General features: G+C 56.5%; 17 protein-coding genes and 3 CRISPR repeat arrays (1 of these 20 cut by a window edge). Of the genes, 7 read left to right on the top strand and 10 right to left on the bottom strand.

Translation table 11 applies throughout. The features are described from left to right. Positions 1-1,929: direct repeats of the CRISPR family, unit length 24 nt; unit sequence CTTTCAATCCTCTTCTTGAGATTC (it extends 576 nt beyond the left edge of the window). Between the two features lie 452 nt (positions 1,930-2,381). From PCAL_RS06830 to cmr4, 6 genes are all read right to left on the bottom strand, one after another. Beyond that, positions 2,382-2,927 (bottom strand): hypothetical protein, encoded by a 546-nt coding sequence (locus PCAL_RS06830; RefSeq protein WP_011849972.1) that lies wholly within the window; start codon positions 2,925-2,927, stop codon positions 2,382-2,384. Between the two features lie 433 nt (positions 2,928-3,360). Next, entirely contained in the window at positions 3,361-4,185 is an 825-nt protein-coding gene (locus tag PCAL_RS06825) for an AAA family ATPase (RefSeq protein WP_011849970.1), read from the bottom strand. Positions 4,186-4,209: 24 nt separating this feature from the next. Further along, the gene (gene cmr6, locus PCAL_RS06820) at positions 4,210-4,914 is read right to left on the bottom strand and encodes a type III-B CRISPR module RAMP protein Cmr6 (protein WP_011849969.1); all 705 of its coding nucleotides are present in this window, start codon (positions 4,912-4,914) and stop codon (positions 4,210-4,212) included. Beyond that, positions 4,905-5,954: a type III-B CRISPR module RAMP protein Cmr1 gene (cmr1, locus tag PCAL_RS06815; RefSeq protein ID WP_011849968.1), complete on the bottom strand. Its 1,050-nt coding sequence runs from the start codon at positions 5,952-5,954 to the stop codon at positions 4,905-4,907. Before cmr1 ends, cmr6 begins: the two co-directional genes overlap by 10 nt. Further along, a complete protein-coding gene (cmr5, locus tag PCAL_RS06810; RefSeq protein WP_193322581.1) occupies positions 5,944-6,384 on the bottom strand; it encodes a type III-B CRISPR module-associated protein Cmr5 in 441 nt (146 codons plus the stop codon). Before cmr5 ends, cmr1 begins: the two co-directional genes overlap by 11 nt. Beyond that, complete coding sequence (gene cmr4, locus PCAL_RS06805; protein ID WP_011849967.1) at positions 6,378-7,298, bottom strand: type III-B CRISPR module RAMP protein Cmr4; 921 nt, start codon at positions 7,296-7,298, stop codon at positions 6,378-6,380. The genes cmr5 and cmr4 overlap by 7 nt, the downstream gene beginning before the upstream one ends. A gap of 32 nt (positions 7,299-7,330) precedes the next feature. Between cmr4 and PCAL_RS06800 the strand changes: the two genes are divergently transcribed. The 7 genes from PCAL_RS06800 (at position 7,331) to cas6 (ending at position 19,065) form a co-directional block, all read left to right on the top strand. Further along, entirely contained in the window at positions 7,331-9,955 is a 2,625-nt protein-coding gene (locus PCAL_RS06800) for a type III-B CRISPR-associated protein Cas10/Cmr2 (RefSeq protein ID WP_011849966.1), read from the top strand. Continuing rightward, positions 9,952-10,794, top strand: a complete 843-nt coding sequence (locus tag PCAL_RS06795; RefSeq protein WP_011849965.1) for a type III-B CRISPR module-associated Cmr3 family protein — start codon at positions 9,952-9,954, stop codon at positions 10,792-10,794. Before PCAL_RS06800 ends, PCAL_RS06795 begins: the two co-directional genes overlap by 4 nt. Continuing rightward, a complete protein-coding gene (locus tag PCAL_RS06790) occupies positions 10,791-11,696 on the top strand; it encodes an ATP-binding protein (RefSeq protein WP_011849964.1) in 906 nt (301 codons plus the stop codon). The genes PCAL_RS06795 and PCAL_RS06790 overlap by 4 nt, the downstream gene beginning before the upstream one ends. A 279-nt stretch (positions 11,697-11,975) precedes the next feature. Then, positions 11,976-12,764, top strand: coding sequence for a putative CRISPR-associated protein (locus PCAL_RS06785; protein WP_193322580.1), 789 nt, complete (start codon positions 11,976-11,978; stop codon positions 12,762-12,764). Positions 12,765-12,813: 49 nt separating this feature from the next. Further along, positions 12,814-14,229, top strand: coding sequence for a TM1812 family CRISPR-associated protein (locus PCAL_RS06780; protein ID WP_011849962.1), 1,416 nt, complete (start codon positions 12,814-12,816; stop codon positions 14,227-14,229). A 519-nt stretch (positions 14,230-14,748) separates the two neighbouring features. Next, positions 14,749-17,124: direct repeats of the CRISPR family, unit length 24 nt; unit sequence GAATCTCAAGAAGAGGATTGAAAG. A gap of 108 nt (positions 17,125-17,232) precedes the next feature. Beyond that, positions 17,233-17,484, top strand: a complete 252-nt coding sequence (locus PCAL_RS06775) for a hypothetical protein (RefSeq protein ID WP_011849961.1) — start codon at positions 17,233-17,235, stop codon at positions 17,482-17,484. A 771-nt stretch (positions 17,485-18,255) separates the two neighbouring features. Then, positions 18,256-19,065, top strand: a complete 810-nt coding sequence (gene cas6 / locus PCAL_RS06770) for a CRISPR-associated endoribonuclease Cas6 (protein ID WP_011849960.1) — start codon at positions 18,256-18,258, stop codon at positions 19,063-19,065. 398 nt (positions 19,066-19,463) lie between these two features. Next, a CRISPR array of direct repeats spans positions 19,464-19,956; the repeat unit is 24 nt; unit sequence GAATCTCAAGAAGAGGATTGAAAG. 185 nt (positions 19,957-20,141) lie between these two features. On the opposite strand, the gene cas4 is transcribed toward cas6, so the two are convergent. The 4 genes from cas4 to cas4a are packed head-to-tail and all read right to left on the bottom strand — an operon-like array spanning position 20,142 to position 22,674. Continuing rightward, positions 20,142-20,711, bottom strand: coding sequence for a CRISPR-associated protein Cas4 (cas4, locus tag PCAL_RS06765; RefSeq protein WP_011849959.1), 570 nt, complete (start codon positions 20,709-20,711; stop codon positions 20,142-20,144). Beyond that, positions 20,695-20,970, bottom strand: coding sequence for a CRISPR-associated endonuclease Cas2 (gene cas2, locus PCAL_RS06760; protein ID WP_011849958.1), 276 nt, complete (start codon positions 20,968-20,970; stop codon positions 20,695-20,697). Before cas2 ends, cas4 begins: the two co-directional genes overlap by 17 nt. After that, entirely contained in the window at positions 20,961-21,845 is an 885-nt protein-coding gene (cas1, locus tag PCAL_RS06755) for a CRISPR-associated endonuclease Cas1 (protein ID WP_011849957.1), read from the bottom strand. Before cas1 ends, cas2 begins: the two co-directional genes overlap by 10 nt. After that, complete coding sequence (gene cas4a / locus PCAL_RS06750; protein ID WP_011849956.1) at positions 21,826-22,674, bottom strand: type I-A CRISPR-associated protein Cas4/Csa1; 849 nt, start codon at positions 22,672-22,674, stop codon at positions 21,826-21,828. The genes cas1 and cas4a overlap by 20 nt, the downstream gene beginning before the upstream one ends. Positions 22,675-22,692 lie beyond the last annotated feature (18 nt).

Here is a 22,692-nt window from a genome sequence, read left to right as displayed (position 1 = left end):
TACACAAGACGTGTGGGCCCAAATACGTACTTTCAATCCTCTTCTTGAGATTCGAGGAGGAAGACACTATTGGCAAAATAAGGCGCACGGTAATAACTTTCAATCCTCTTCTTGAGATTCGTAGGAGGACGAGGGGCAGGTCCCCACTCTGTGCCAGCCTGCTTTCAATCCTCTTCTTGAGATTCCGACTGAGAAGCTGGTCGGCCACGAGATTGGCCACGTAGGCTTTCAATCCTCTTCTTGAGATTCGGCAAAGGGGGTTTAGGGGGCGCAGGAACGCCCCCCAAAAAAGACTTTCAATCCTCTTCTTGAGATTCCGGCCCTTGCGCACGCGCGTGCGCCCACCGCGGTGCTGGTGGACTCTTTCAATCCTCTTCTTGAGATTCTGACAGGGCGCAGAGGCTGGCTAGGGAGCTGAGGGAGCAATACTTTCAATCCTCTTCTTGAGATTCCGCACATCTCTGCCAAATGCAATAACATCTGCGCCAGGAGCTTTCAATCCTCTTCTTGAGATTCTTGGACAGAGTTATACAGTTTTACCCAAACGTGGCTTTGAAATCTTTCAATCCTCTTCTTGAGATTCTTGATGGCCCAGAGGGGCACTTCACACTGCCGCTACCAAAGCTACTTTCAATCCTCTTCTTGAGATTCCGCTGCGGAGGAGTGCGCCCTCGTCGTCAGGCAGGTGGCGAGGACTTTCAATCCTCTTCTTGAGATTCATAGCATCATGAAGTGGTTAGTGCCTATCGCGGGTGCGGCTTTCAATCCTCTTCTTGAGATTCGCATAATTCACACTGTAGTAACCGATATTTTTTCACACTGGAAACTTTCAATCCTCTTCTTGAGATTCATCTATAGTAATCATAAATGCGGCCCCCGTGGTAAAGGCGCCCAACTTTCAATCCTCTTCTTGAGATTCTCGTAGATGAGGTGGGGGACGTGTACGAGATTGGTGCGCCAGACTTTCAATCCTCTTCTTGAGATTCCGCTTGCTATTCGGCGAGGAGCTCGCCGCCGCAAAAATGCTTTCAATCCTCTTCTTGAGATTCATATGGAACACTATAGTCGTGTTAGGCTCTGGCAAGTACTATCTTTCAATCCTCTTCTTGAGATTCCCTCCCATCGTGGCGCAGTATTTTCACCGGGACGCCAACGCCAATCTTTCAATCCTCTTCTTGAGATTCGGCGAGGGACACCTGCGACCCCTCGAACCTCCTCAAGAGGTCTGTCTTTCAATCCTCTTCTTGAGATTCACAATGAATATGTATGCGAGCGTCAATATCAACACGGTGAGGGCCTTTCAATCCTCTTCTTGAGATTCCTACGCTTGAGTCTGAGGAATTCGTGGGCCGCATAGAGTCTTTCAATCCTCTTCTTGAGATTCACAAAAGGGTCTACGTTGATAAAGAGGAGGAGACCCCAGAGGTCACTTTCAATCCTCTTCTTGAGATTCCGGGTCCCTGCTTGAACGGGTGTCGTCGGACCTTATTGATTCAATATATCTTTCAATCCTCTTCTTGAGATTCTGACGGTTGAACCCCGCCACGATTAATAGCGGGTCCGGAGTGATTCTTTCAATCCTCTTCTTGAGATTCCAAAGTCCCGACGGTGACTGGAGGAGGGCGTCTAGGTTTTGGACTTTCAATCCTCTTCTTGAGATTCACTGTTGTAAGCAATGAGCTTATCCTGGCGACGGCGTATAGAGCTTTCAATCCTCTTCTTGAGATTCGTGTCCTCCGGAGCGGGTGGTGGAGCTGGATCGCTGACAGTCTTTCAATCCTCTTCTTGAGATTCTCGCACCTGAGTCGTAGTGGTAACGGTGGTAGTTGATCCAAGAGGACTTTCAATCCTCTTCTTGAGATTCAAACCAAACCACCGCGTCGCTCCCGCTCGGCGGCGTACAACCTTTCAATCCTCTTCTTGAGATTCTGGGTTTCTTGGGCATTTGTTTTTGTTAGTTTTTAAGTTTTTCTTTGGTGTCTTTTAGAGGGTGTGCGGCGTGCTTTTGAGTTTACTAGAATTGATCCCTTACGGCTTGTCTGCCACCTCTTTCAACTGTGGAATAGTTGAAGGCGTATCTTCAACTCTCGGCGCCGGTGTACGCTTTTCTCCTGCACGACGTTTTTTAAATTGGATCTCCACGATATATAAACGCCGTACGGCGGGGAGAGCTGAAATATTGACAAATGCCAAGGGAGAGTTGCACGACGTTTTAAAAACGCCGACGTCTATGTAGTCTATTGTTGTAAAATGCGTCTTAGGGCTTCTCTCACGTCTTCTTCCCTCGTTGCTTCTTTACTATGCCACAAGCCGTTAGACGCGGTGGCATACTCGCGCAACCCTCGTCTCCAGCGTGAGGAATAGAGCCTGAGGGGCGGAGCCTATTTCTCTGGGCGGCGGCCTTCCGCTGTCTCGGCGGCTTGGATGCAGAGGGTGGGGGGCTTTTCCCACACGTTTACTTTGACGAAGGGTATTTCGAGGTCGGGGAGCTCGCGCACGTCTATGATCTTTGCACATTCGGCGCCTTGGGGGCGCCAGGCCACTTCTATCACGTCCCAGGGCATCATGCCGGGGCCCAGGGTGTAGTCCTGGATGTAGGGGTTTGTAGTGAAGATTAGGACGAGGGGTCGGAGCCTCTCCCAGATGGCGCACACTACGTCCTTCAGCTCCAGGAGCTTCTTCAACACGAGATCTTTGGACACGGCGGAAGGCTTGTAGTCCTCAGGGTCGTGGTCTCCCTCCAACCTCGACGTGTCTAACCTGAGGACTAGGTAGTCGTACCTGTCGCCGGGGTGGCAGAAGGCGAAGTAGTCCCCGTATCTGCACTCGGCGAGGTATGGCTCCCCCTCCCCCAGCACCTCCAAGGCCTTCCCCAGCCCTCCACACCCTCCGCCGCAGATGCCCTTCTCCAAGAGGGCGATTAACATATCCTACATGTGAGACCATGCGTGCAGTGTATTACTTTACCTATCTTTTTTAGCCTTTCTTTGCCTCGTTTCGATTTTCCTCTACCATAGACGACAATGTAAACTTCAGCTATACTCCAATATGTTCTGCTGTTTTTATCTTTATTCTCAATATTTTCGATGTATTCATCTAATTCTTCTACGTCTTTTACTTCTATAGCTACTATTTTATTTTTACTTTTACATATAAAATCATAATCGCCGCGTCTTGTTACACAACAACAACACTTAAATATATCTCTACACTCGGGATAGTCAGGACTACAGCAACACTCAAGGCAGTTGCCAGTAAATGGCGCTTTGCATAAATCGTCACTACATTTTAGAGAGTTTACATTTTTATTTTGTATATAGATGGATAGACCTCTTAGAGTTTTTATATTAGTAGTAAGTCTCATATTAAGGATGAAAAAACTTCTGCTTCACGCTTAAATAACTTGATGTCAAAGTTTGTTATCTTCTCTACGCTTCTTTCAACGTAGTATGGCTGTATACCGTATTTTACAGCTAGCTTAAGGGCTAATCCGCTGTGGGTCTCTGCAATAACTTTGCCCTTTGAAACCGAGGCGGCGTTAAGCACATACACTAGTAAATCGAGGTGGAGACCGGACTCCAAGTTTTCAATTAAGACATAACCGCCGAGCTCGAGGGCGGCGAGGATAACGATGGCCCTCCTCTGGCCGTAGGAGAGGCGGGACAGCGTAGTCCACGTCGTCGCTCCGTCGAGTCCTATCTCGGCCACATTGTAGTAGATTTTAAAAAGGTCTTCCGAGGCTTCAGCTGCCGCTGGACAAAGCACTCTTATATCAAAGTAGCTGTATCCTATGACGCCCGAGGGAACTCCCTCAATGGGGTCGCCCAAGCACTGCGGAACTCTACCGTATATGGCGAAATAGGACTCGGTTATATGCCATAGAGAGAAGTCTGCGACTTTAAGGGGCTCCGTGAGGGGGTAGGCTCTCCCCCTCCACCACAGCTTACGTTGTCTGATCTCAAACACGTCGAAATCTTCAAACCTCACGTATGTGTCGTCGTGGAAGTCCCCTTGGTTTATAATATTTTCGTCGTGGGCCTTTACTCCGAGAGCGGCCCCAAGGATTAGGGCCACAGTGTGTATCAGCGTGGACTTGCCCCCGCCATTAGGACCATATAAGATGATTCTGTCGCCTTCCAGCACAGCCTCGGTAATGTGCTTAAGGTTTTGCACTTTGAGTTTCATAGTCTGATTCTCACGCTAATGCTTTTATAGTTTTTTGAGTCTGCTATAGCCTATCTTTGTCTTTGCTCCTATGCCTTTTGCGAAGGCTCTGTCTATGGCTGGCCATATCTCGGAGAGGCACCGCTGTTCTAGCTCTGTGGAGGCTATGTGGAAGGCGAATCTCGCGCCGGGCTTTACCACGGGGAAGACTATGGGGATCGGTCTCACCTTGTGTTCTTCTACCTGGTCTGGCTCTTTGTAGTGGGGGGTTATCACGTCGGCGCCCAACACGTCTGGGGTTATGGGGAGGGCGTCTGTCACTATTAGTGCGCCTTGGTCGCCTACTGTGCCAAAGACCTCTGCGGCCGGCCTTCCGCAGATCTGGGGCGGGGAGTACGCCCTGAGGGCTCCCTTTATGGTGGTGGCGGGGATGTAGGGGGCGTTGAAGTAGGGGTGCCACGCCAGGCCTATCTCCAGGGGCATGTAGGGGTTTCTCACGTGGACGACGAGGGGGGTGGTCACCTCTGCCTCTATCCGCGCCACGAGGGAGCCTCCCTTGAGCTTCTCCTCTAGGTACATCAGGTAGGCGGAGATGGGGGCCGTGTCAATTTTCACATCCTTTAGCTCAACTGTAATTTGATTACTTAGTTCTGTGAACTTTGGAGACCCGGGGCCCTCGTAAGCGCTGATGATGTGCCTCACTACGCAACTGTAGATGTTGTAGCCCGGTCTGAGGCAGGCTAGGGCCATACCCTCTGCGGCTTCCACCCGAATTGGTTTAAGAGAGCAAGGAAGGCCGACTTGGCATCTCGGAGCGTTTGTTCATTTATCTGAATTAGTTTTCTACCGCTCTCTCCTACCCAAGTAAGTTGAGTAGGCCAATCTTGCGAGAGAAATATGGAAATATAGCCTCCGCCTCCGAATACATGCTGGATGGAATGCCACGCAACAAAGATAGGCGAAGCCCTTCTCTTCACCTCTATGTCGTTGATATGATAGCCTGTGCCCTTCTGCTCTCTTGGTAGGCCAAGGAACCATGCCTTTTGATTAAGCGGGTCTGGTGCGGCGTAGTACAACTTTGCCATTCTAGCTCTTTCTGATCTTAGGAACATATTATGAAGATGATGGAAGTCCACGTTCACTTTGTATACTTCAAATACCTCATTCGACACAGCAGAAATCTTGGGGAGTTCCCTAGGAGGCCCACATCGTTGTACTGATATTTGTCGTCTTATCTCGTTTATTATTTCATTTAGCGGGCGTCGGGGTGCGGCCCCAGAGACTCTGATAATATCAAGAGACCCAAGTGCTTTACGGCCTCCCTTGCCTATGCCCGAGAGGGTTAGAGCTACTGCTAATATGGATGCAACTAATTGGATATCAGCGTCACCCTCTAGAATTATTTTGAATCTCCCACCAATCGCATATTCAACTGCAGGTCTTCCCTTTCTTCTGCCAAGATTCAATAGCCTAAATCGCTGGAGATTTTCCCTCGAGCTGTCGACTACTCTGGGCCTCTCCAGCACCTCCACTGTGAGGTCGTACCGCGAGGCGGCTTTGGTGGAGCCTAGGCCAAGTCTCTCTGCCACAATTTCGTGTACCCGCCTGAGGAAGTCTGGGCCTGTGCAACCCGCCTCGTACAGGGCGCCGGCGGCGAAGGCCCTAGCCCACCACCGCCACACTCCTTTGATCTCCGTGGGGCGGATGTAGAAGTTTCTGTCCACTAGGGCGGGGTCGTACCAGCCCGCGGAGAGGGGGGTCGCTATCGTTACCTCGAATTCAGCTCTCATGCTTGACAAGCTCGAACTTCGCCTCGGCGAGTTTTTTGACCCAGTCTACGAACTCGGCTAGGCGGGCCTCGGCCACGCCTCTAAGCTTGTTCAACTCTCTGAGGGTAGAAGTGAGGCTCTCGGCCCTTATCCCCAGCTCCTGCAACGCATCCACAAGGCAGAGGCCGTAGACGGCGTACCCCTTATCCTCATTGCCCAATTCCGACGCCTTGCATACTGCCGCTATGGACTCCTCCAGGCTCTTGCCTGTGAAAATGTGCCTCTCGCTGGACCTAGCCGCTAGGATGGCCAAGGCGTAGGGGGCCCCGACGTAGTAGAGCTCAGAGGGCATCTGCCGTGCCCTAGTCCGAAACGCCTTTTTTGCCTCATTGTCGCAGTGCCTCTCTACAAGCTCTACGCACTTGATTGCCTTTTCTAGCCAGTCTACCATATCACCTCCGCCAGGCCCTTTCCCACAGTCTCCTTTCCGCCGAGCCAGAAGACGCCGCTGGCCTTCCCAGCCACGTACTGGCAGAGGTCTCCCTTCACGTCGACCTCCTCCACTGGGTGTTGATCTTGCCCCTCTTTCTTGGGGAGTTTTACCTTTACCTTGTCTGGCTTTCTGGCGCAGTATATGCCTGAGGCGAAGACTGTGAATGGTGGTATGTACTCCTCGCTCCATGGCCCAGTCTCTACTGTCTTTTTCTCGTTTAGCCTAACGCGGTATTGGACGAGGAGGCTCCTCTTCACTACCTGTAGGAGGTCGTTGTCGTGGAGGTACGCCACGCCTCGCGTCCCCACTATCTGGGTTGCGGCCTTGATGGGCGGTAGGTTGAGGGGTGGGGCTTGGGTTGTGGCGACTTCGAACTCCATCTCGTTTATTACCGCGAGTTTGCCGTCTATGGCGTAGTCGCCGCTTGTGAGCGCTACTTGGCCCTCCTTCACGGCGGGGGGCTGCGGCAGTTGTACATCGACGCCTAGGGCCTTTGCGTAGAGCTTCACGAAGTTCAGCAACATGGGGGAGGTGGCCCACAGCCATACCCCCCTCAGCGACCTGGCGGGGATTGCCACGAGTTTTGCGTCTAGGAAGACGACGCCCGAGGCGTGTTCGTGGGCGGCGTCGGGGCGTGGGCCAAAGGCGGCGAGGAAGGTGGCGCACTCGCCTTTGTCGCCGACGCAGACCCCGTTGTTGAAGAGCGTCTTCTCTATCCGGCTCCTAATGGCGCCCTTGAGGGACGACGCCCATATTGTGGGCAGGCCGAACTCGTCCCGCTGGACGGGGAGGTCCACCTGGGCCTCCTCGCTCCTACCCACGCCTGGGTGTAGAGAGGTGAGCGACAGTATCCACATCAATTTGCCGTTCATAAACTATAAAAAATGTAACAGTTTTAAGCTTTGTGAACTGGTTTTTAAAATCATTTGCACTACTCCACGACCCGCCGCACAAGGCCCTGTGGTTCGAGGACGCGGACTACCGGGTCTACGACAAAAACAGCCACGAAGAGGAGGCCGCGAAGCTCTTCGACGAAATTTTCAAGGGCATGGGCTTCGGCGGAGTTCCAGGGAGCGAAGAGAGCGCGGCCGTGGCCGAGGCCGACCGCCTCGCCGCGTCTTTTGACCGGTGGGCCCTCCCCCCGAGCCCGGGCAACTACTGGGTGAAGGCCAAGTACATGATAAACCCCTTTGGCCGAGAGCGGAGAGAAATCAAGAAGCCGACCCCCCAGGAGTTTAGGGAGAGGCTGGGGAAGTTCGTGGGGGAGGTGAGGAGGGTGCTGGAGGCGGCGAAGGGCGACGAGAGGTGGCTCTACTTCGCATTCTACGCCGCGTACGAGCTGGCGTGGATTAAGGCCGGCCTGCCCACGCTACCGGCGGACACAAGAGTCCCCACCCACTCCATCTTCGACCACCTCTACGCCACCGCCTCTATGTTGAACTGGACGAGGGGCGGGGGGTGCCTAATGGTGGTAGATCTGCCGGGCATCCAGTCTATCTTGAAGTCTGCGCGTAAGGCTGGGGACTACCGCGCCGGGAGCCTCCTAGTCTCCCTCGTGGCCTGGCGCGTCGCGTGGCGGTTTATGGAGAGACACGGGCCCGACATCCTGCTCTCCCCAACGCCGCGCTTCAACCCGCTCTTCTACGCCCAGCTCGACAGAAGGGTAAAGGGAGTGTGGGGGCTATACGCCGGGGCCATGTCCTACTACGTGGGAAAGAAGTTCGGCGTAAGCCAGCAATTGCCAGTGGACGAATGGCTCCACGGGTTGATTAGAAGGTCGTCGCTGTTCCCCGGCACTCTCTACCTCGCCCTGCCGGAGTGCAAGGGGGAAGACGAGGCCTACTCCTACTTCGACGAGGTTTTAAAAGAGGTGTTGGAGGCCGCTAGGGGAGGGGAGGCGCCAAACCTCCCCTTTGACCTAGGGGGGCTAGATGATGGCGTAAAGAGGGTCGTGGAGGCGGGGCTCAAGGGCCTGGAGTCGGTACGTTATCTCCCCATCAGAGTCGCAGTTGCGTATGTGGAAGAGGGTCTGAGAAATCTCGAGAAGTGGACGACGGAGAGGTTCGGCATAGACGATGAGGTGAAGAAGCTACTAGGCGGGGACTTAAGGAGGTTTCTCTTTGCCAGGCTGTTGGAGATGGTCAACGAGAGAAAGAGGAGGGCCCTGCCGAAGTACCCCAGCTGGTTCGACAAGGAGGGTCGGCCGAGGTTCTCTCAGACCTATAAGGGAACTTGGATGCACAGTAGCCTTGACCCAAGCCAGCCCGCCGTGGTGAAATTCGGCGGCGTGTTTAAAGACGGCAATTTGACATACGACGACGAGACACATAGCTGGCTCAAGTCGCTGGGAATTGAAGAGAAAAAAGACGCAAACTTGACTAAGGTGTTTAAGCCGAAGGAGGCGCTGGGCCCCGTGGACCTGATAAAGAGGGCGCTCTACCTCAGATCTGCCAAGAGAGCTGGCATTGACTCTGTGGAAGTGGTAGCGCTCAACTACTACTACCTTAAGCATTATTTCGACAGTGAAAGGTGTCGAGAGATCAAGGGGCTTGTGGAGAGAGTCTTAGACGGTGAAGATGTTGAGGACGTCTTCGGCTCCTCCGAGGCGGCGGATAGGCGGCTGGCCGAGTGTAAGGGGGCTGGAGAAGAGCCTTGGACGCCGGGGCTTGAGTACGTCGTTATTAGGGCAGATGGGGACAACGTGGGCAAGCTTCTCAGGGGGTGTCTGCCTAAGGAGCCGCAGATGCCCCAAGACGTGGAAGTCGTGAGAGACAGGGAACAGTTTGAAAAAGATATGAAGCACGCGTTGAGAGTTCTTGGAGCTATGCGCGAGACCGCGAAGCACATCTGCGGTGGGGGCTACCTAGTTGTTCCAAGCCCGGCCTACTACGCCGCTGTTTCTGCGGCGCTTATGGTCACAGCCATAGGCGACGCCGCCATTGTGGAAAAAAGCCAGGGAGAGCTGGTCTTCGCCGGGGGCGACGACTTGCTGGCCTTCTCGGCTAAGCCCCCCTCGTTTGACATTGTAAAGGAGACTAGAGAGAACTACTGGGGGGAGGGGGGCTTCCACTCGTTGTCGGAGAGCTACTTCCTCCCCGCCCTCACCGCATATGGCAGAAGCTACTCGCTTAGGGTTGCCCACGCGGTGACAGACATGATGTCTGTGGAGGTGGACAAGGCGGCTGAGTTGCTCGACGAGGCGAAGGATAGGGTGCCGGGCAAAGACGCCTTGGCTATCTCCACCTCTACGGGCCACGTGGGGTTTACCAAGGTGAGCGCGGTGGGGAGCGTTAAGGCAATCGCCGAGGCCTACGCCAGGAGGACTCTCGGCAGAAATCTGCCCTACGACGTCGAGGCGTGGGGAGAGGCGGCGGAGGTGGAGTACGTCCTGCGGTACTTGGTAGGCAGAAACACGGACAAGAAGGAGCTCGCCGACAAGGTGGTGGAGGCGGCGTGCTACGTAGATGGGCGCGGGGAGAAGTGGAAGAACGCCGTCGAGCTACTGAAGGCTCTTAGGGCGTGGATATGAGGGCGGTTAGAATTAGGCCTCTGGGTCCAACTCACTACGGCACTAGGCCGCTGTCTACGCCGGGGACGGTGACGAGAGACGACGTGTGGATAGTGCCGCAGCCCTCCACGTTGCTGGGCGCCTTAGGGTATCTCGCTGGCGTGAAGATAGACTGCCCGGGGAAGGGGCCGGAGGGCGCGCTTGCGGCGCTTAGGGAGGTGGCTAAGGCGCTTGGGGTGAGGAGGGTGTGGGGGCCCCTCGCCGTGGTGCGTAGGGGTTCCGAAGTGCTGGTGGGCGCGGCGGCTGAGGGCTGGATTAAGACGCACATGTGGGCGCCTAGAGAGCGCGGTGAGGCGGCGGGGGGTGTGCCGGTGGCAAAGTTCTCGAGAATAGGTCTCATGTTGACTGAGCATAAGACGGCGGCGCAGGGCTACCTCTACAGGGCAACCTACTACGCCCCGGTGGAGGCCGTCTACTTCATAGACGCCGACGTGGTGCCCACGGGCCTGGTGAGGCTAGGCGGAGAGGGCCGGCTGGCCGCGGTGGAGGCGGACCCAGAGCTGAGGCCCGACCCCTACCTGCCGCCCAAGAGCGGCGCCGCCGTGTTGCTCACGCCCCTCCTCATGCCAGAGGGAGAGTTGCCCAGTTGCATAAGGGCTGTGAGAGGCTTAGAACAGCCGGGAGAGGAGCCGAAGGTGAAAGTGGTGCAGTGGGGTCTCGGCTTCAGCGAGGTGTGCAGAGAGAGGAGGCCCATGTACCCCGCCCTGCCACCTGGCACTGAGGTAGAGGTGGAGAACTGCGACCAGTCCCAGTTCTTCCTAGGCGAGCTGGGCTACGGGGCTCTCGCCAGACTTCCATGACGTGCAGAGTCTCTGCAAAGTTCCAGCTTGGCGGGTGGACAGTGGCGCTGGACGCGGAGGTGGAGCTGGCCCCCGTCACCCTCTTCGTTGGGCCAAACGCCTCGGGCAAGTCGCTTACGCTGTGCAGTATAGCCAGGGCGCTGGGAGGACCAGCGGAGCTGGAGTGCCCAGAGACAGCGGCGAGGTGCACGGAGGAGAGGGGACACGTCTTCTTCCTAGACGCCTACAGATCCGTTGCCAAATTCGCAGAAATTGGGACAGAGACCTCCGGCGGATTTGCGCTAAAGCCGAGGGGGCTTAAGGCGCTTCTCTCAATGAGGCGCCTCGCCGATCCAAAGCTCTTGGCAGAGGCAGAAGCCGCAGTGGAGGAGGAGCTGGCGCGTATGGAGAGGGCAATAAGAGAGATGGGGCTAAAGGCCGACGCGGCCGACCTACTGCCCATCGAGCTGGCGGTAGACGGCGGGGAAATCCGCTGGAGAGACCGCGCAGGCCCTTCGGGGGCGGGGCTACGCCAACTCCCGGCAGGCCTCTCCGCCGCCATGGTGGCCGCGGGGCTCAAATACGCCTACGCTGCAACCGGGGAAAGGCCAGTCTACCTCTTCGTCGAAGAGCCGGAGGCCCACGCCGGGCCGCTACAAGCCTTCTTCCTCGGCCACCTCGCCGCCGTTCTCACAAAGAGGGCAGAGGAGCGGGGGGCCAAGCTGTTTTTCGTAGCTTCTACGCACAACATAGACTTCATAAGAGGCGCAACGAGGAAGTGGACTAAGATCTATCTAATGAGCAGAGAAGTGCGCAGAGACGCGCGAGAAATAGACCTCAGGACCAGCCTGGTGGAGTCTATGGAGTGGATACCGCACTTCCCAGAGGTAGCTATTCTTGCCACCGTAGAAGACGAAAAATGACAAGTATAGCAGTAGGAGACTTCTACTGCGTGATGGCAAGTACGCAGAATAGAACTACTTAAATTAAGAAGGACTTTAGCTTGTTGCTCGTGAGAAAATTGTGTGAATAAGCATCTTGAGCGCCCCTATGCCAAGGGGAGCGGCGTTGTATGACCTACAGAAAACATACATGGACTCTGTGCCAATGTAAGTCTGGCGATTGAATTGTGGTCGCTGAGGCGAACCTCAGGGTGGGGGCTACCTCTTTTAACTTTTTTATAGATGGGCAGTACGGGTGGCATGAAGCCGAGCTTCTTTGCAATTACCGTGGGGACGTCTATCTTGGCTAACGCGGCTAGGGAGGGGATTGTCCCCGAGGTTTGGTCAAGGCTGGCGCCGGACGACCCGAGGCAGGAGGAGGCGGAGCGGGGCCCCGTGGAGAGGCTGGTGGAGTTCGCCGTGGCGGACCCCGAGAGGTGTTGCGCGGAGTTGAACACTGTGGCTAAGGTGGCGAAGAGGTGGCCCGCCCTCTTTAGGCGGGTGAGGGCCGCCCTCTACGCCTCTGACACCGGGGCCGGCCGCCTTGCGGCGCGGGCGCTGGAGGGGGCCTTCTGCAGGGCGCTGGCCAAGCTGGGCGTGTCGACGGAGGACTGCGCCGCCGAGGTGAAGGTGGTGCCGGGCCTGGGCCGGGACTTCTCCAGGTCACTGGGGGAGCTGGCCAGGGCCGTGGCGAGAGACGTCAAGTGCGCCAAGGCGAGGGGCGTGAATCCGTACGTCGTGGCCACGGGGGGCTACAAGCCGGAGTCCACCTTCGCCGTGGTGGCGGCCTACCTCGCGGGGGCCCTCGACGTCTTCTACGTCCACGAGAGCTTCCGCGACGTAGTCAGCCTAGGCCTCCTCCCCATCGACCTACACCCAACCGCGAGGCAGGTGGCGAGAGGCGAGGGGGAGCCCGAGGACTTGGCCAAGGCGTGGGGCGTCGACCCCCACCACCTCGTGGAGCTCGGCGTGCTGGCCGAGGAGGCCAGGCGGAGGACCCTCGCGCCCCACATAGCCGCCCTCATCGACGCCCTAGAGACGCCCTGCTGAAGAGGCTGCGAGGGGGCGCAAGCATTTTTATACGCCCCCTACACTGTATATGGGCTCTGGCGGGGGCGCCCTGGTCTGGCTCGGCGGCGACGTCTCTCAGTACCGCCAAGTGACGTACGTCGTCGACGGCAGTGAGTACAGGTCTTTCATCAGCGCCGCGGCCTTGGCCAGGGCTAAAAGCCCGGCAAAGCTCGCCGTCATTGTCCCCGAGACGCTGTTTGAGGAAGGCCACTGCGAGAGCTACCGAAAGCTTTTGGAGGCCAAGTCGCGCTATGGGGGACGCAGGCTCTTTGCTAGAGAATCAGATTCTTTTGAAGACGCCGCTGTCCACGAGCTCCTTAGGAGAGGCTTTGACTGCTACGTGGTCCCCCACCCGGGAATCGCCTCGCCTCTCAGGCTGGTGGAGGAGGGGAACGAGGTGCGCGTAGAGCGCGGCGGTGCGAGGGAGTTCCCCAGCTACGGCTTCAACCTCGTCTTCAGCTCCGTGTACCTAATCCTCTCAAAGTACGCCAAGGACTCCGGCCGGCTCTACGTCGATGTGACGCACGGCACAAACGTGCTGATCTCAGCCACCTTGCTGGCGGCCGCGCTGTTGCCCATAGCCTACGACGCCGAGGTGGAGATCTACGCGGCCCCCGTCATGGTCAGAGTCGAGGAGGGTGCCAGAGTCGAGTTCCTACGCCTCGACGAGGCCACGAGGGCAGTGGGAGAGGTGGCGGCGGGGGGACAGGCGTGGAAGTGGCTCGACGAGAGGCTCCTCCCCGTAAGGTACTACAGAGAGGTGGGAGAGAGGCTGGGCAAGTACAGAGATGTGTACAGCGGGGTAAACGCGTTGCTCAAGAAGGGCGCCCAACTGCTGTGGGCGCTTAGGAGCGGGCAGTTGGTAGCCGCGCGGAGGCTGGTCGAGGAGCTGGGCGAAGAGCTGGAGGAGGCCGAGCAGAAGTTCAGCCGCCTCGTCTCTCAAGAGCTCCCACTCGACGACAAGCCGCACGAGGAGTGGGGCCGACACGCGGGGGAGCCCCCCTGGCCGCCTGTCACAAGCATAGCGCTGACGCTGACGAAAAGAGCAGTCTCGGAGCTGCGCAGCGGCACCAACGTCGAATTCGTCCAAAAAGGCCTCAGACTCCTGGCGGAGAGAGAGTACGCCGACAGGGCCCTATCCATAGCCCGCGAGTGGGCCGTGGCACTCAGCCTATGGCGCAAGGGCACGCGAGGCGAGGCAAAGGTGGGGGACAGCGAGTGGGCGAAGGCAGAGGCGGACCTTGTGAAGAGAGACCCCGTCTTCGAGAGAGTGCGGCAGTACCGAAACAGGCTAATGCACGGGAGGCTGAGCAGAGACGACAACGCTAGACTCAAGCTAAGCGACAGAGACATAGAAGTCGAACTGCCCACGGGGCTAATAGACAAGGAGGAACTAAACAAACTGGCAAACGAGCTCTTAAAAAAGCTAGAAGAAGAGACTTGAGACAGAGCCCACGCGGAATCAGCCCAGGCCCCACTAGAAACGCAAAGGTGGGCCCTCAAGCCGCTCCACACGCGCCAGCTATGAAAGAAGCGACAAGCCACCGCGGCAACCCACCGGCGCCCAGGGTACCCTACTTCGCTTGGAATCCTCAAAAGGGACAACAGCCCCATTGTCTTAGAAAACCACTAGCCCGTCCTAGGCAACATATGAAACCTATATAGATGTCGGCGCTTTTAAATCGTCGTACAACTCTCCCTTGGCCTTTGTCTATATTTCAGCTCTCTTCGCCGTTCGGCATTTATATATCGTGGAGATCCAATTTAAAAAACGTCGTGCAGGAGAAAAGCGTACACCGGCGCCGAGGTGCAAAAACACGCCATCAACTATGCCACAGTTGAAAGAAGTAGCGTACAAGCCGTAAGGCTCCAATTAAACAAGCTCAAAAACACGTCACACGCTCTCTGAAATACACCAAAGAAAAACTTAAAAACCGCCAGAAACAAAAACCCAGGAAGCCCAGAATCTCAAGAAGAGGATTGAAAGAGCTTTTTGCACAGGGCCTTAAGCACTGTGGCCACCTTCACCGAATCTCAAGAAGAGGATTGAAAGGCCTGCCGATATGGGCGTACTCGCTTGGCTTTTCAATAAGCGGAATCTCAAGAAGAGGATTGAAAGGTATACAGCTATATGTCGTGTTGAAAGCCGTTGACTATTTTGTCGAATCTCAAGAAGAGGATTGAAAGTCGTTTATAGTGCGTTCATCATAGCCTTCTGCAAACAGGCACCTGAATCTCAAGAAGAGGATTGAAAGCATTTACGCATATGTGACACTGTTTCAAGTGGTGGTTAACCCGTGGCTGGAATCTCAAGAAGAGGATTGAAAGTCACAGTTAAGGCGGATATTCGAGGAGCCATGTCCACAGTAATGAATCTCAAGAAGAGGATTGAAAGCGGTCTGGCTATAGATGTCGCACTCGCCGCCGTGGGCCTCGGAATCTCAAGAAGAGGATTGAAAGTTGCACTTGTCTCTTGCCAATCGAGATTTGGTAGACAAGCGCCGAATCTCAAGAAGAGGATTGAAAGACGCGTCCATAAGCGAGACCGTGTCTGTGGCCCTCGCCCGCGAATCTCAAGAAGAGGATTGAAAGGCTAGTCAACGCTCTGGCCCCCCACGTGGGTTTCGACGTGGGAATCTCAAGAAGAGGATTGAAAGACTACATATTTTGCGCGCCCATGCGGCCCACATGCACGGCGCGGAATCTCAAGAAGAGGATTGAAAGCACTTAGCCAGGCCTGGGGCAAGTGCACATAGAGGCTGTGTAGGAATCTCAAGAAGAGGATTGAAAGTCGAGGGCGAGGTGGTGCCTGGCACCGCCTACGTCAAGCTGGTAGAATCTCAAGAAGAGGATTGAAAGCAGCACCACGGGGCCACGCGCCACGTATCGGTAGGTGGGGGGGAATCTCAAGAAGAGGATTGAAAGGCTGTGGCTAGTGGCGAAGTGTTGCAAGGAGGGTCGCTTTAGGAGAATCTCAAGAAGAGGATTGAAAGATACTATGCCGCTATGATTGAGTATAACGGCGGTAGATTTGGAATCTCAAGAAGAGGATTGAAAGGGCGTATTGAGGAGCTGGCGCCCCGCCACGTGGACTTGAGAGGAATCTCAAGAAGAGGATTGAAAGCCACGAGACCCCTAAGCGCCAGGACAGAGAAGGTGGAGGGAATCTCAAGAAGAGGATTGAAAGTCTACTGGTGCAAAAATGGAATTAATCGCTGTGCATTTACCAGAATCTCAAGAAGAGGATTGAAAGGCGCTTTCCCGCGCGCGCCTAGGCGCGCGGGCATTGTTTGTGGGAATCTCAAGAAGAGGATTGAAAGCTTCTCCAACAACGACGTTGTCCTGGCGACGACGGGGGACGGAATCTCAAGAAGAGGATTGAAAGTTAGCAAGAACGTGCGCGCCCCCTCTAGCGCTTTACGTGCGCTCGAATCTCAAGAAGAGGATTGAAAGACAATGCACCCCACATCAGTGCACAGTAGGCGCACTTTGCCCCTATAGGAATCTCAAGAAGAGGATTGAAAGTTCCTACTGTGGTCGCATCCACGTGTCTTCTTGTCATAAAGCAGAATCTCAAGAAGAGGATTGAAAGAACAACGACGTGAAAATGATATCCGTAAGCGTGGACTCCCAGAATCTCAAGAAGAGGATTGAAAGCGGAAGGTGAGGAGGTGGGTGTACAAGGCCGCCGCCGACCTGGCGGAATCTCAAGAAGAGGATTGAAAGTTAAGAAGCTGTGGGACATATACACCCCCACCGAGTCTCTAGATGAATCTCAAGAAGAGGATTGAAAGCGCCGTTGTCACACCCACTGGAGGGGCCGTTGACTGTCACGAGAATCTCAAGAAGAGGATTGAAAGTTAGTCTCTCGTACTCGCCAGTCATAGCACCTCCACCTCCACCCACCGAATCTCAAGAAGAGGATTGAAAGATACCAAAGGCTTAAGGAGGGGGTTAAGGGGAAACAGCTACCTACAGAATCTCAAGAAGAGGATTGAAAGCTAACGCCTCGGCGTGGTTATCATAACCATGCACCACGTGGCCAGAATCTCAAGAAGAGGATTGAAAGCTCATAGTATGTATCTACCGTATAGCCCCGCTTCCTATAGTGAGAATCTCAAGAAGAGGATTGAAAGCTGAGTATCTCTCTCCAGGGCACCATCGAGAGGAAGGGTAGGAATCTCAAGAAGAGGATTGAAAGCCACCGACGGTATTATATCCTCAACGTCGAAGCCGTACTTGGCAAGAATCTCAAGAAGAGGATTGAAAGGACGTAATCACGGCAAACCCCTTACCAGTCACCGTATCTAATACCGAATCTCTAGGAGTGGATTAAAAGGCCAAGCGTTCTTCTTAGCTTTTGTTCATAGTGCTGTTTTGCACCATGTGGCTTCGTTGTCTTGGCAGTGGTAGCTATAGCTTAAATTCAATGAACTTTGTTTGATGTATGTTGGTTTTCTTTGTCGCCATCTTTCTCTTGGCCTTTGCGGCGGGTTTTACAGTGGCGTGGATTCTCCAGTCGGCGCTTAAGGCGGCGGCGTATTTGACGGCGTTGTTTGCCCTCGCCGTTGTGGCGGCGTTCGTCGTGTGGAGGCATCCCCTCATGTCGTGGGCCATCGCGGTCTCGGCCGCGGCGCTCTACGCAATGGCCATGGCGGGAGTCGCCGCGTGGTGGCTTTGGCACAATCGGCCCAGGTAGCCGCCGGTGGGGCCTCGTCAAGGACTACGCGAGTTTGTGCGGCCGTTGGGCGGGCGAGGGCGTCGAACACGCAGTAGCATACGACAGGTCAGTGGGCAACAGCCGGAAGCTATCATGCGTGGGGAGGTCGCGCCCATCGGCTGTGTGTACCACGGCTGCTCAGATGGGCGAGTTAGGAGGGCGGGACCACGGATGCTTTTAAGAAGTGGTGCCGAAACGCTAGAGGAAGTCGACGGGTTTCTGTCTGGTAATCGCGTCGTTTATGCACAAGGCGGCTCGGAGGCCTCTTAAGACTAGGCTTGTGAGAATCTTCAAGGGGGATGGGGGTCAGGAGGGGCAGTGGCCCAATGTGGAGGTCTTCTCTGCGAGAGGTCCCTTTGGGCACGCTCCATCGGCGCCGCCATTGGGCGAAAAGTGCTTCACGTGGCTGGGCGCGTCTGCTTCTCAGAGACGTTTGTCTTGGACATAAAGCACTTCTTGGCGTAAGTGTGTGGGCCCAAGGGAACTCTGGGCCCCGAGTGGCAGAGGAGGCTCTACGATGCGTTTCAGCTACTGAGGTCACCTCCACAAGCACAGGCGGGAGCGCCTACACCGCCGAGGTGTCGGCCTAGCCCATACTGCGTCGATGTATGCCTCGTCCGTGGTACCGCCGTCTGAATGGAGGGTTTGGCCGTGTTGACGCAGTTTCCGTTGGCGCGGATGTAGCCAGCGGCGTAGCTCTGCGCGGGACCTGCGTCTGACACGTTTTTATATGTGGGGTGTGCGTCACGTGTGGCGTATGTGGTGCGGGTGGTGTTGGCGGCTCGGGAGGGGTTCTCGCTGGGGGGGTTCACGGGGACTGTGGTGGAGTCGCTGGTGCTTAGGCTGACTGACCCCTCTCTCCACGGCGCGGGGCCGAAGCCCTTCTCCGTGACGCCGCTCTTCGTCGGGGGGAGGCCGGTGGTGGACTTGGCTGTGGTGGGGCCGGGGGACCTCTTGGAGTTTCGGGTGGGCTTCGCGGGTGAGGGGCTGGCGAGGGGGTTTGTGGAGCGGCTCCTGGGGGGTGGGGTGGAGCTCTTTGGGCGGAGGGTGGAGGTGGCTGAGGTGGAGATGCGGGACGTGTGGCTGGACCCCCTCCCCGAGGCGAGGTGCTTTAAGCTGGAGTTCCTCACCCCGACGAGGTTCGCCGTGCCGCCGCTTTACAAGAGGAGGCGGGCCCTCTTCGACTTCCTTCCCCGCCCCCTGACCCTCTTCAAGTCCGCGGTGAGGCACGGGAGGGAGCTCGGCCTGTTGAAGCTCGGCGCGCCCTTCCTCCGCTGGGTCTACACCTACGTCGCCCTCACCGACGTGGGGTGCTGGTGCAGGAGGCGCGGCTCCTGCGTGAGGACAGTGAAGCTTCCAAACGGCGGCGTCGCCAGGGGCTTCGTGGGGTGGGCCCTCTACCGCATCTACGGCAAGAGGCGCCTCGCCGACGTGTGGAAGACCATCCGCCTAATGGAGGCCTTCAACGTGGGCACAGGCCGCGGCATGGGCCTAGGCGTAGTCCGCGCCACCCCCCTCCCCTGCCCCGGCGAAACAGCCAAAGACGGCGGCCAGCGGTAGGCCACACGACAAGCCCCTAGAACAGTCCACGCCGACAACCCGCAAAACGCGGCAACCCAGTGCTCTAACATCTATATAACTCATGACGTATCTATATACATTTCGGCGTTTTTAAAACGTCGTGCAACTTGCCCTTTATCTTTGTCTATATTTCAGCTCTCTTCGCCGTTCGGCATTTATATATCGCGGGGATCCAATTTAAAAAACGTCGTGCAGGAGAAAAGCGTACACCGGCGCCGAAAATCAAAAACGCACCTTCAACTATGCCACAATTGAAAGAGGCGGCAAACAAACCACTATACTAATAATAGATCAAGACATCAATGGCCCCGTACGACTCCCAGAAATCGCCAAAGAAAAACTTAAAAACTGCCAGAAACAAAAACCCAGGAAGCCCAGAATCTCAAGAAGAGGATTGAAAGCAGATAATGCGGAAGCCAGCTCTGGAGAGAGCGCTGGCGAATCTCAAGAAGAGGATTGAAAGTTCTCGAACTGGTCCAACCACGGAGACCAGACCTTCGTCAACTGGTGAATCTCAAGAAGAGGATTGAAAGCGACCCCGGCCCCCGTCGTACCCCCACTCCCGGGCGGGGCGAGGAATCTCAAGAAGAGGATTGAAAGTTTACATAGTTTAACAACGGCGTAAATTCGCCCCTTTACAAATAGAGAATCTCAAGAAGAGGATTGAAAGCTCTTAATGCGTAGGTTTCATATGCGGACACGTTAGTATGAATCTCAAGAAGAGGATTGAAAGCATATCTTTTCATACCCGCGGCCTCCCATATCCTAATTACCCGAATCTCAAGAAGAGGATTGAAAGCTATGCCCCCACCTAAAATGAACCCAATCGCGAGACCCACGGCGAAGGAATCTCAAGAAGAGGATTGAAATGAATTCGACGTGTCGCAGGCCGCCTTCACTGCGACAGAGTGCGCGAACCTCTAAAAGAGATTTGAAAAGATATGTAATCACAACGGGACACGACTGGGTACAATATGTAAAAATTCTGGCAGAAAGTTGAGGGATAGAAGCACTTGCTGTGAGGGGCTTAGTGAAGGTGTTAAGTCCCCTGGGTGTTATATTGTGTCTACTTGTGTCTGGGTGTGGCCGCAGTATTTTTTGTACCAGCAGCCTTGGCATTTGGGGGTGGGCTGGGGGTGTGGGGTCCAGCCTTTTAGTATTTTGGCTACTTGGGCGGCGGTTTGGAGGACGAGGTGGGTTAGGTCTTGGGTGAGTTGTACTGTCCTTACCTCTCCGGCCTCGGCGTAGTATATGTAGGCGTGTGTTGCGGCTTTGCGGTAGGTGGCTTGGGCGGCGAGGGCGTAGGCGGCGGCCTGCGCTTTGTGGGGTAGTGGGGTTTTGGGGGGTGGGGTGGTGTACTTCACTTCGAGGGGGGCTGGCCTGCCGCGTATCCAGAGGACGGCGTCTACTACGCCGCATATTCCCCAGCCCTCTAGGCGTGGGCTGTGTTCTACCTTCTCGGCTTGTAGGGCCTTGGCTATGGCCTCTATGGCTTCTCGCTGGATCTCCTTTCCTCGGCGCATCCGCTCGGTGGGGGGCTCGGCTAGGCCTGTGGCGATGTAGTAGGCGGCGGCTGGACAGTAGAGGTACTGTCGGATTAGGGATGGGTTAATGCAGGTGGACATTGCCCTCCCTTGGCAGAGCGGGGCCTATCCTCACGGCGGTGTCTAGGGCCCTCTTGTCTACTCTTATGATTATCACGTCGGCGTTTGCCCCTCTTGTGACTCGGCGTAGCTTCTCCGCAAGCTCCTTCACCAGGGCTGGGGGTAGGCGGCCTGCGAAAACTGAGCGCTGTATTCTCTGGAGGCCGTAGGCGGCTAGGGTCTCGGCTACCTTGTTGCGCACGTGGTCTTCCGACACGTCGTATGCCACCACTATGTACATATGGCCCTGGCGAGGGCCCTGGCCTCTCTGTGTATCTCCGCCGAAACGGGCCTCGCCCCGGCGCCCAGCTCCTCCAGCACCGCCGCGGCGACTCTCAGCCTGGACTTGTGGTCTAGGAGGCCGTTCTCCGTGGCGAGCTCCCCGGCAACCTTCGCCACCACTGCGTCTACCCGGGGGCGCCACTGTTCCATGAAGTCGAGGACTAGGGATGGCCTCCCCGACTTGTCCACGTGGAGGAACCCAACGTAGGGGTCTAGACCTGCGAGGAGTATGGACTTGAAGCAGAGGGCCTTCAGCACGCCGTAGCCGTAGTTTAACGCGGCGTTTACCGGGTCTCCTCCCTCCTGGTCGCGGCCTGGAAAGCCCGTCACCTCTCCGTAGGCCCTCCAGTATGCCTCTGCGGCTGCGGCCTCGGCCTCCATCACCTCGCCTGGCGACGCGGCGGCTCTTAACGCCTCCAGGGCTCTGCCTATCTGTTCCACGTAGTCGCCGTAGTGGGCCAGCCTCCTCCTCCACGCCTTGACGTTTTGGAGCTGGCCCCTCATCTTCTTCCACACCCACTCTCTGGCCCACTGGAGGCCTCTCCCTCCTGCCGCCGCGGCGTATTGGCACCTCCTCTTTTCGCCTGTGGCGTCTCCCACGGGCCTCATGAAGATGCCCAGGGGCTCGCCCCGCTGGTCGAAGACCGCCACCACTGCCCCGGCGCGGAGGAGGGCCCTCAGGGCTCTGGAGGTTATGGAGACGCCCCCGGTGAGGATGAACACCTCGTCTACCTGGTGCAGGGGGTACTCCCGCCTCTCCCCGCCCCTCTCTACCACGAGGAGGCCCTTCCTCGTCCTTATCCTCGTCCCGTAGCTAGCTACTGCGATCTGCATGGCAGATGTGGTAGAAGGGGCAGGCCTTGTTGCACTGGGGGGCTGGGCCGGGGTCTCTTCCCGAGGCCACGACGTCTATGGCCTCGTCTCTGAGCTCTAGGAACTTGGAGCGGGCGTCGTCTCCGAGGAAGTGGGCCGTGGCTCTGTACTCCACGGTGGCGTTTACCGAGATTTGGACGTGGATGCCGTAGTCTATTGGGACTCCCCACTCCGCCTCTATGGCCATGGCGTATCCCGCCAGGGCGGCCTCAACGTTGGGGGCTGGGCCGAATTTGAACTCCACAACCGCGCCTAGGGCCACGGCGTCTGCCACTACCGTGGATAGGCCGAGGGGTGTGCCGTCTACTGCCACCTGGGTGGCGAGTGGGGCGACGTAGAAGGCGGCGGAGTCTCTCCCCCTCGCGGTGCGGGAGGCGTAGACGTAGTGGTGCTCGCCGAGTAGCCTGGCGGCTATGTACTTGTAGAGGGCCTCGGCCTTGGGCTTCAGCTCCTCTGGGACTCCCTCTAGGGGCGGCGACATGGGCTGGCCTGAGTACACATATCGCTTGTAGTCCTCGACGGCGCGGAAGAGGACGGAGTGCAGTACTTGCCCCTCGAGGAGGGCCTTGTTGGTGGCGCCGCGCTCCCCCGCGACGTATTTTAGGTATAGGCTCCTCCCCGTGGGGCAGTAGCCGTAGGCGAAGTCGGACAGCGCCAGGGAGAGGTATGCGGGGGGCTTGACGGGTGGCTTGTCGTAGCTCCACCCTCTGAGGTCTGGCGAGACCTCGGCTCCTCCCGCTACTACCTTGGCCCTTTTGAGGAGTCTGGCTATCTCTAGGAGGGTTAACACAAACTTTCAGTTTCCCGT

Origin of the sequence: Pyrobaculum calidifontis JCM 11548 (genome assembly GCF_000015805.1) — an archaeon.
GTDB classification, from domain to species: Archaea; Thermoproteota; Thermoprotei; order Thermoproteales; family Thermoproteaceae; genus Pyrobaculum; species Pyrobaculum calidifontis.
Note: the sequence above shows the minus strand (reverse complement) of the source record. Positions and strands in the feature narration are given on the sequence as shown.

Bases quoted from the DNA above. Each gene is read 5' to 3' on its own strand.
- PCAL_RS06830 (WP_011849972.1), bottom strand. From the start codon at position 2,927: ATGTTAATCGCCCTCTTGGAGAAGGGCATCTGCGGCGGAGGGTGTGGA.
- PCAL_RS06825 (WP_011849970.1), bottom strand. From the start codon at position 4,185: ATGAAACTCAAAGTGCAAAACCTTAAGCACATTACCGAGGCTGTGCTG.
- cmr6 (WP_011849969.1), bottom strand. From the start codon at position 4,914: ATGGCCCTAGCCTGCCTCAGACCGGGCTACAACATCTACAGTTGCGTA.
- cmr1 (WP_011849968.1), bottom strand. From the start codon at position 5,954: ATGAGAGCTGAATTCGAGGTAACGATAGCGACCCCCCTCTCCGCGGGC.
- cmr5 (WP_193322581.1), bottom strand. From the start codon at position 6,384: ATGGTAGACTGGCTAGAAAAGGCAATCAAGTGCGTAGAGCTTGTAGAG.
- cmr4 (WP_011849967.1), bottom strand. From the start codon at position 7,298: ATGAACGGCAAATTGATGTGGATACTGTCGCTCACCTCTCTACACCCA.
- PCAL_RS06795 (WP_011849965.1), top strand. From the start codon at position 9,952: ATGAGGGCGGTTAGAATTAGGCCTCTGGGTCCAACTCACTACGGCACT.
- PCAL_RS06790 (WP_011849964.1), top strand. From the start codon at position 10,791: ATGACGTGCAGAGTCTCTGCAAAGTTCCAGCTTGGCGGGTGGACAGTG.
- PCAL_RS06785 (WP_193322580.1), top strand. From the start codon at position 11,976: ATGAAGCCGAGCTTCTTTGCAATTACCGTGGGGACGTCTATCTTGGCT.
- PCAL_RS06780 (WP_011849962.1), top strand. From the start codon at position 12,814: ATGGGCTCTGGCGGGGGCGCCCTGGTCTGGCTCGGCGGCGACGTCTCT.
- PCAL_RS06775 (WP_011849961.1), top strand. From the start codon at position 17,233: ATGTTGGTTTTCTTTGTCGCCATCTTTCTCTTGGCCTTTGCGGCGGGT.
- cas4 (WP_011849959.1), bottom strand. From the start codon at position 20,711: ATGTCCACCTGCATTAACCCATCCCTAATCCGACAGTACCTCTACTGT.
- cas2 (WP_011849958.1), bottom strand. From the start codon at position 20,970: ATGTACATAGTGGTGGCATACGACGTGTCGGAAGACCACGTGCGCAAC.
- cas1 (WP_011849957.1), bottom strand. From the start codon at position 21,845: ATGCAGATCGCAGTAGCTAGCTACGGGACGAGGATAAGGACGAGGAAG.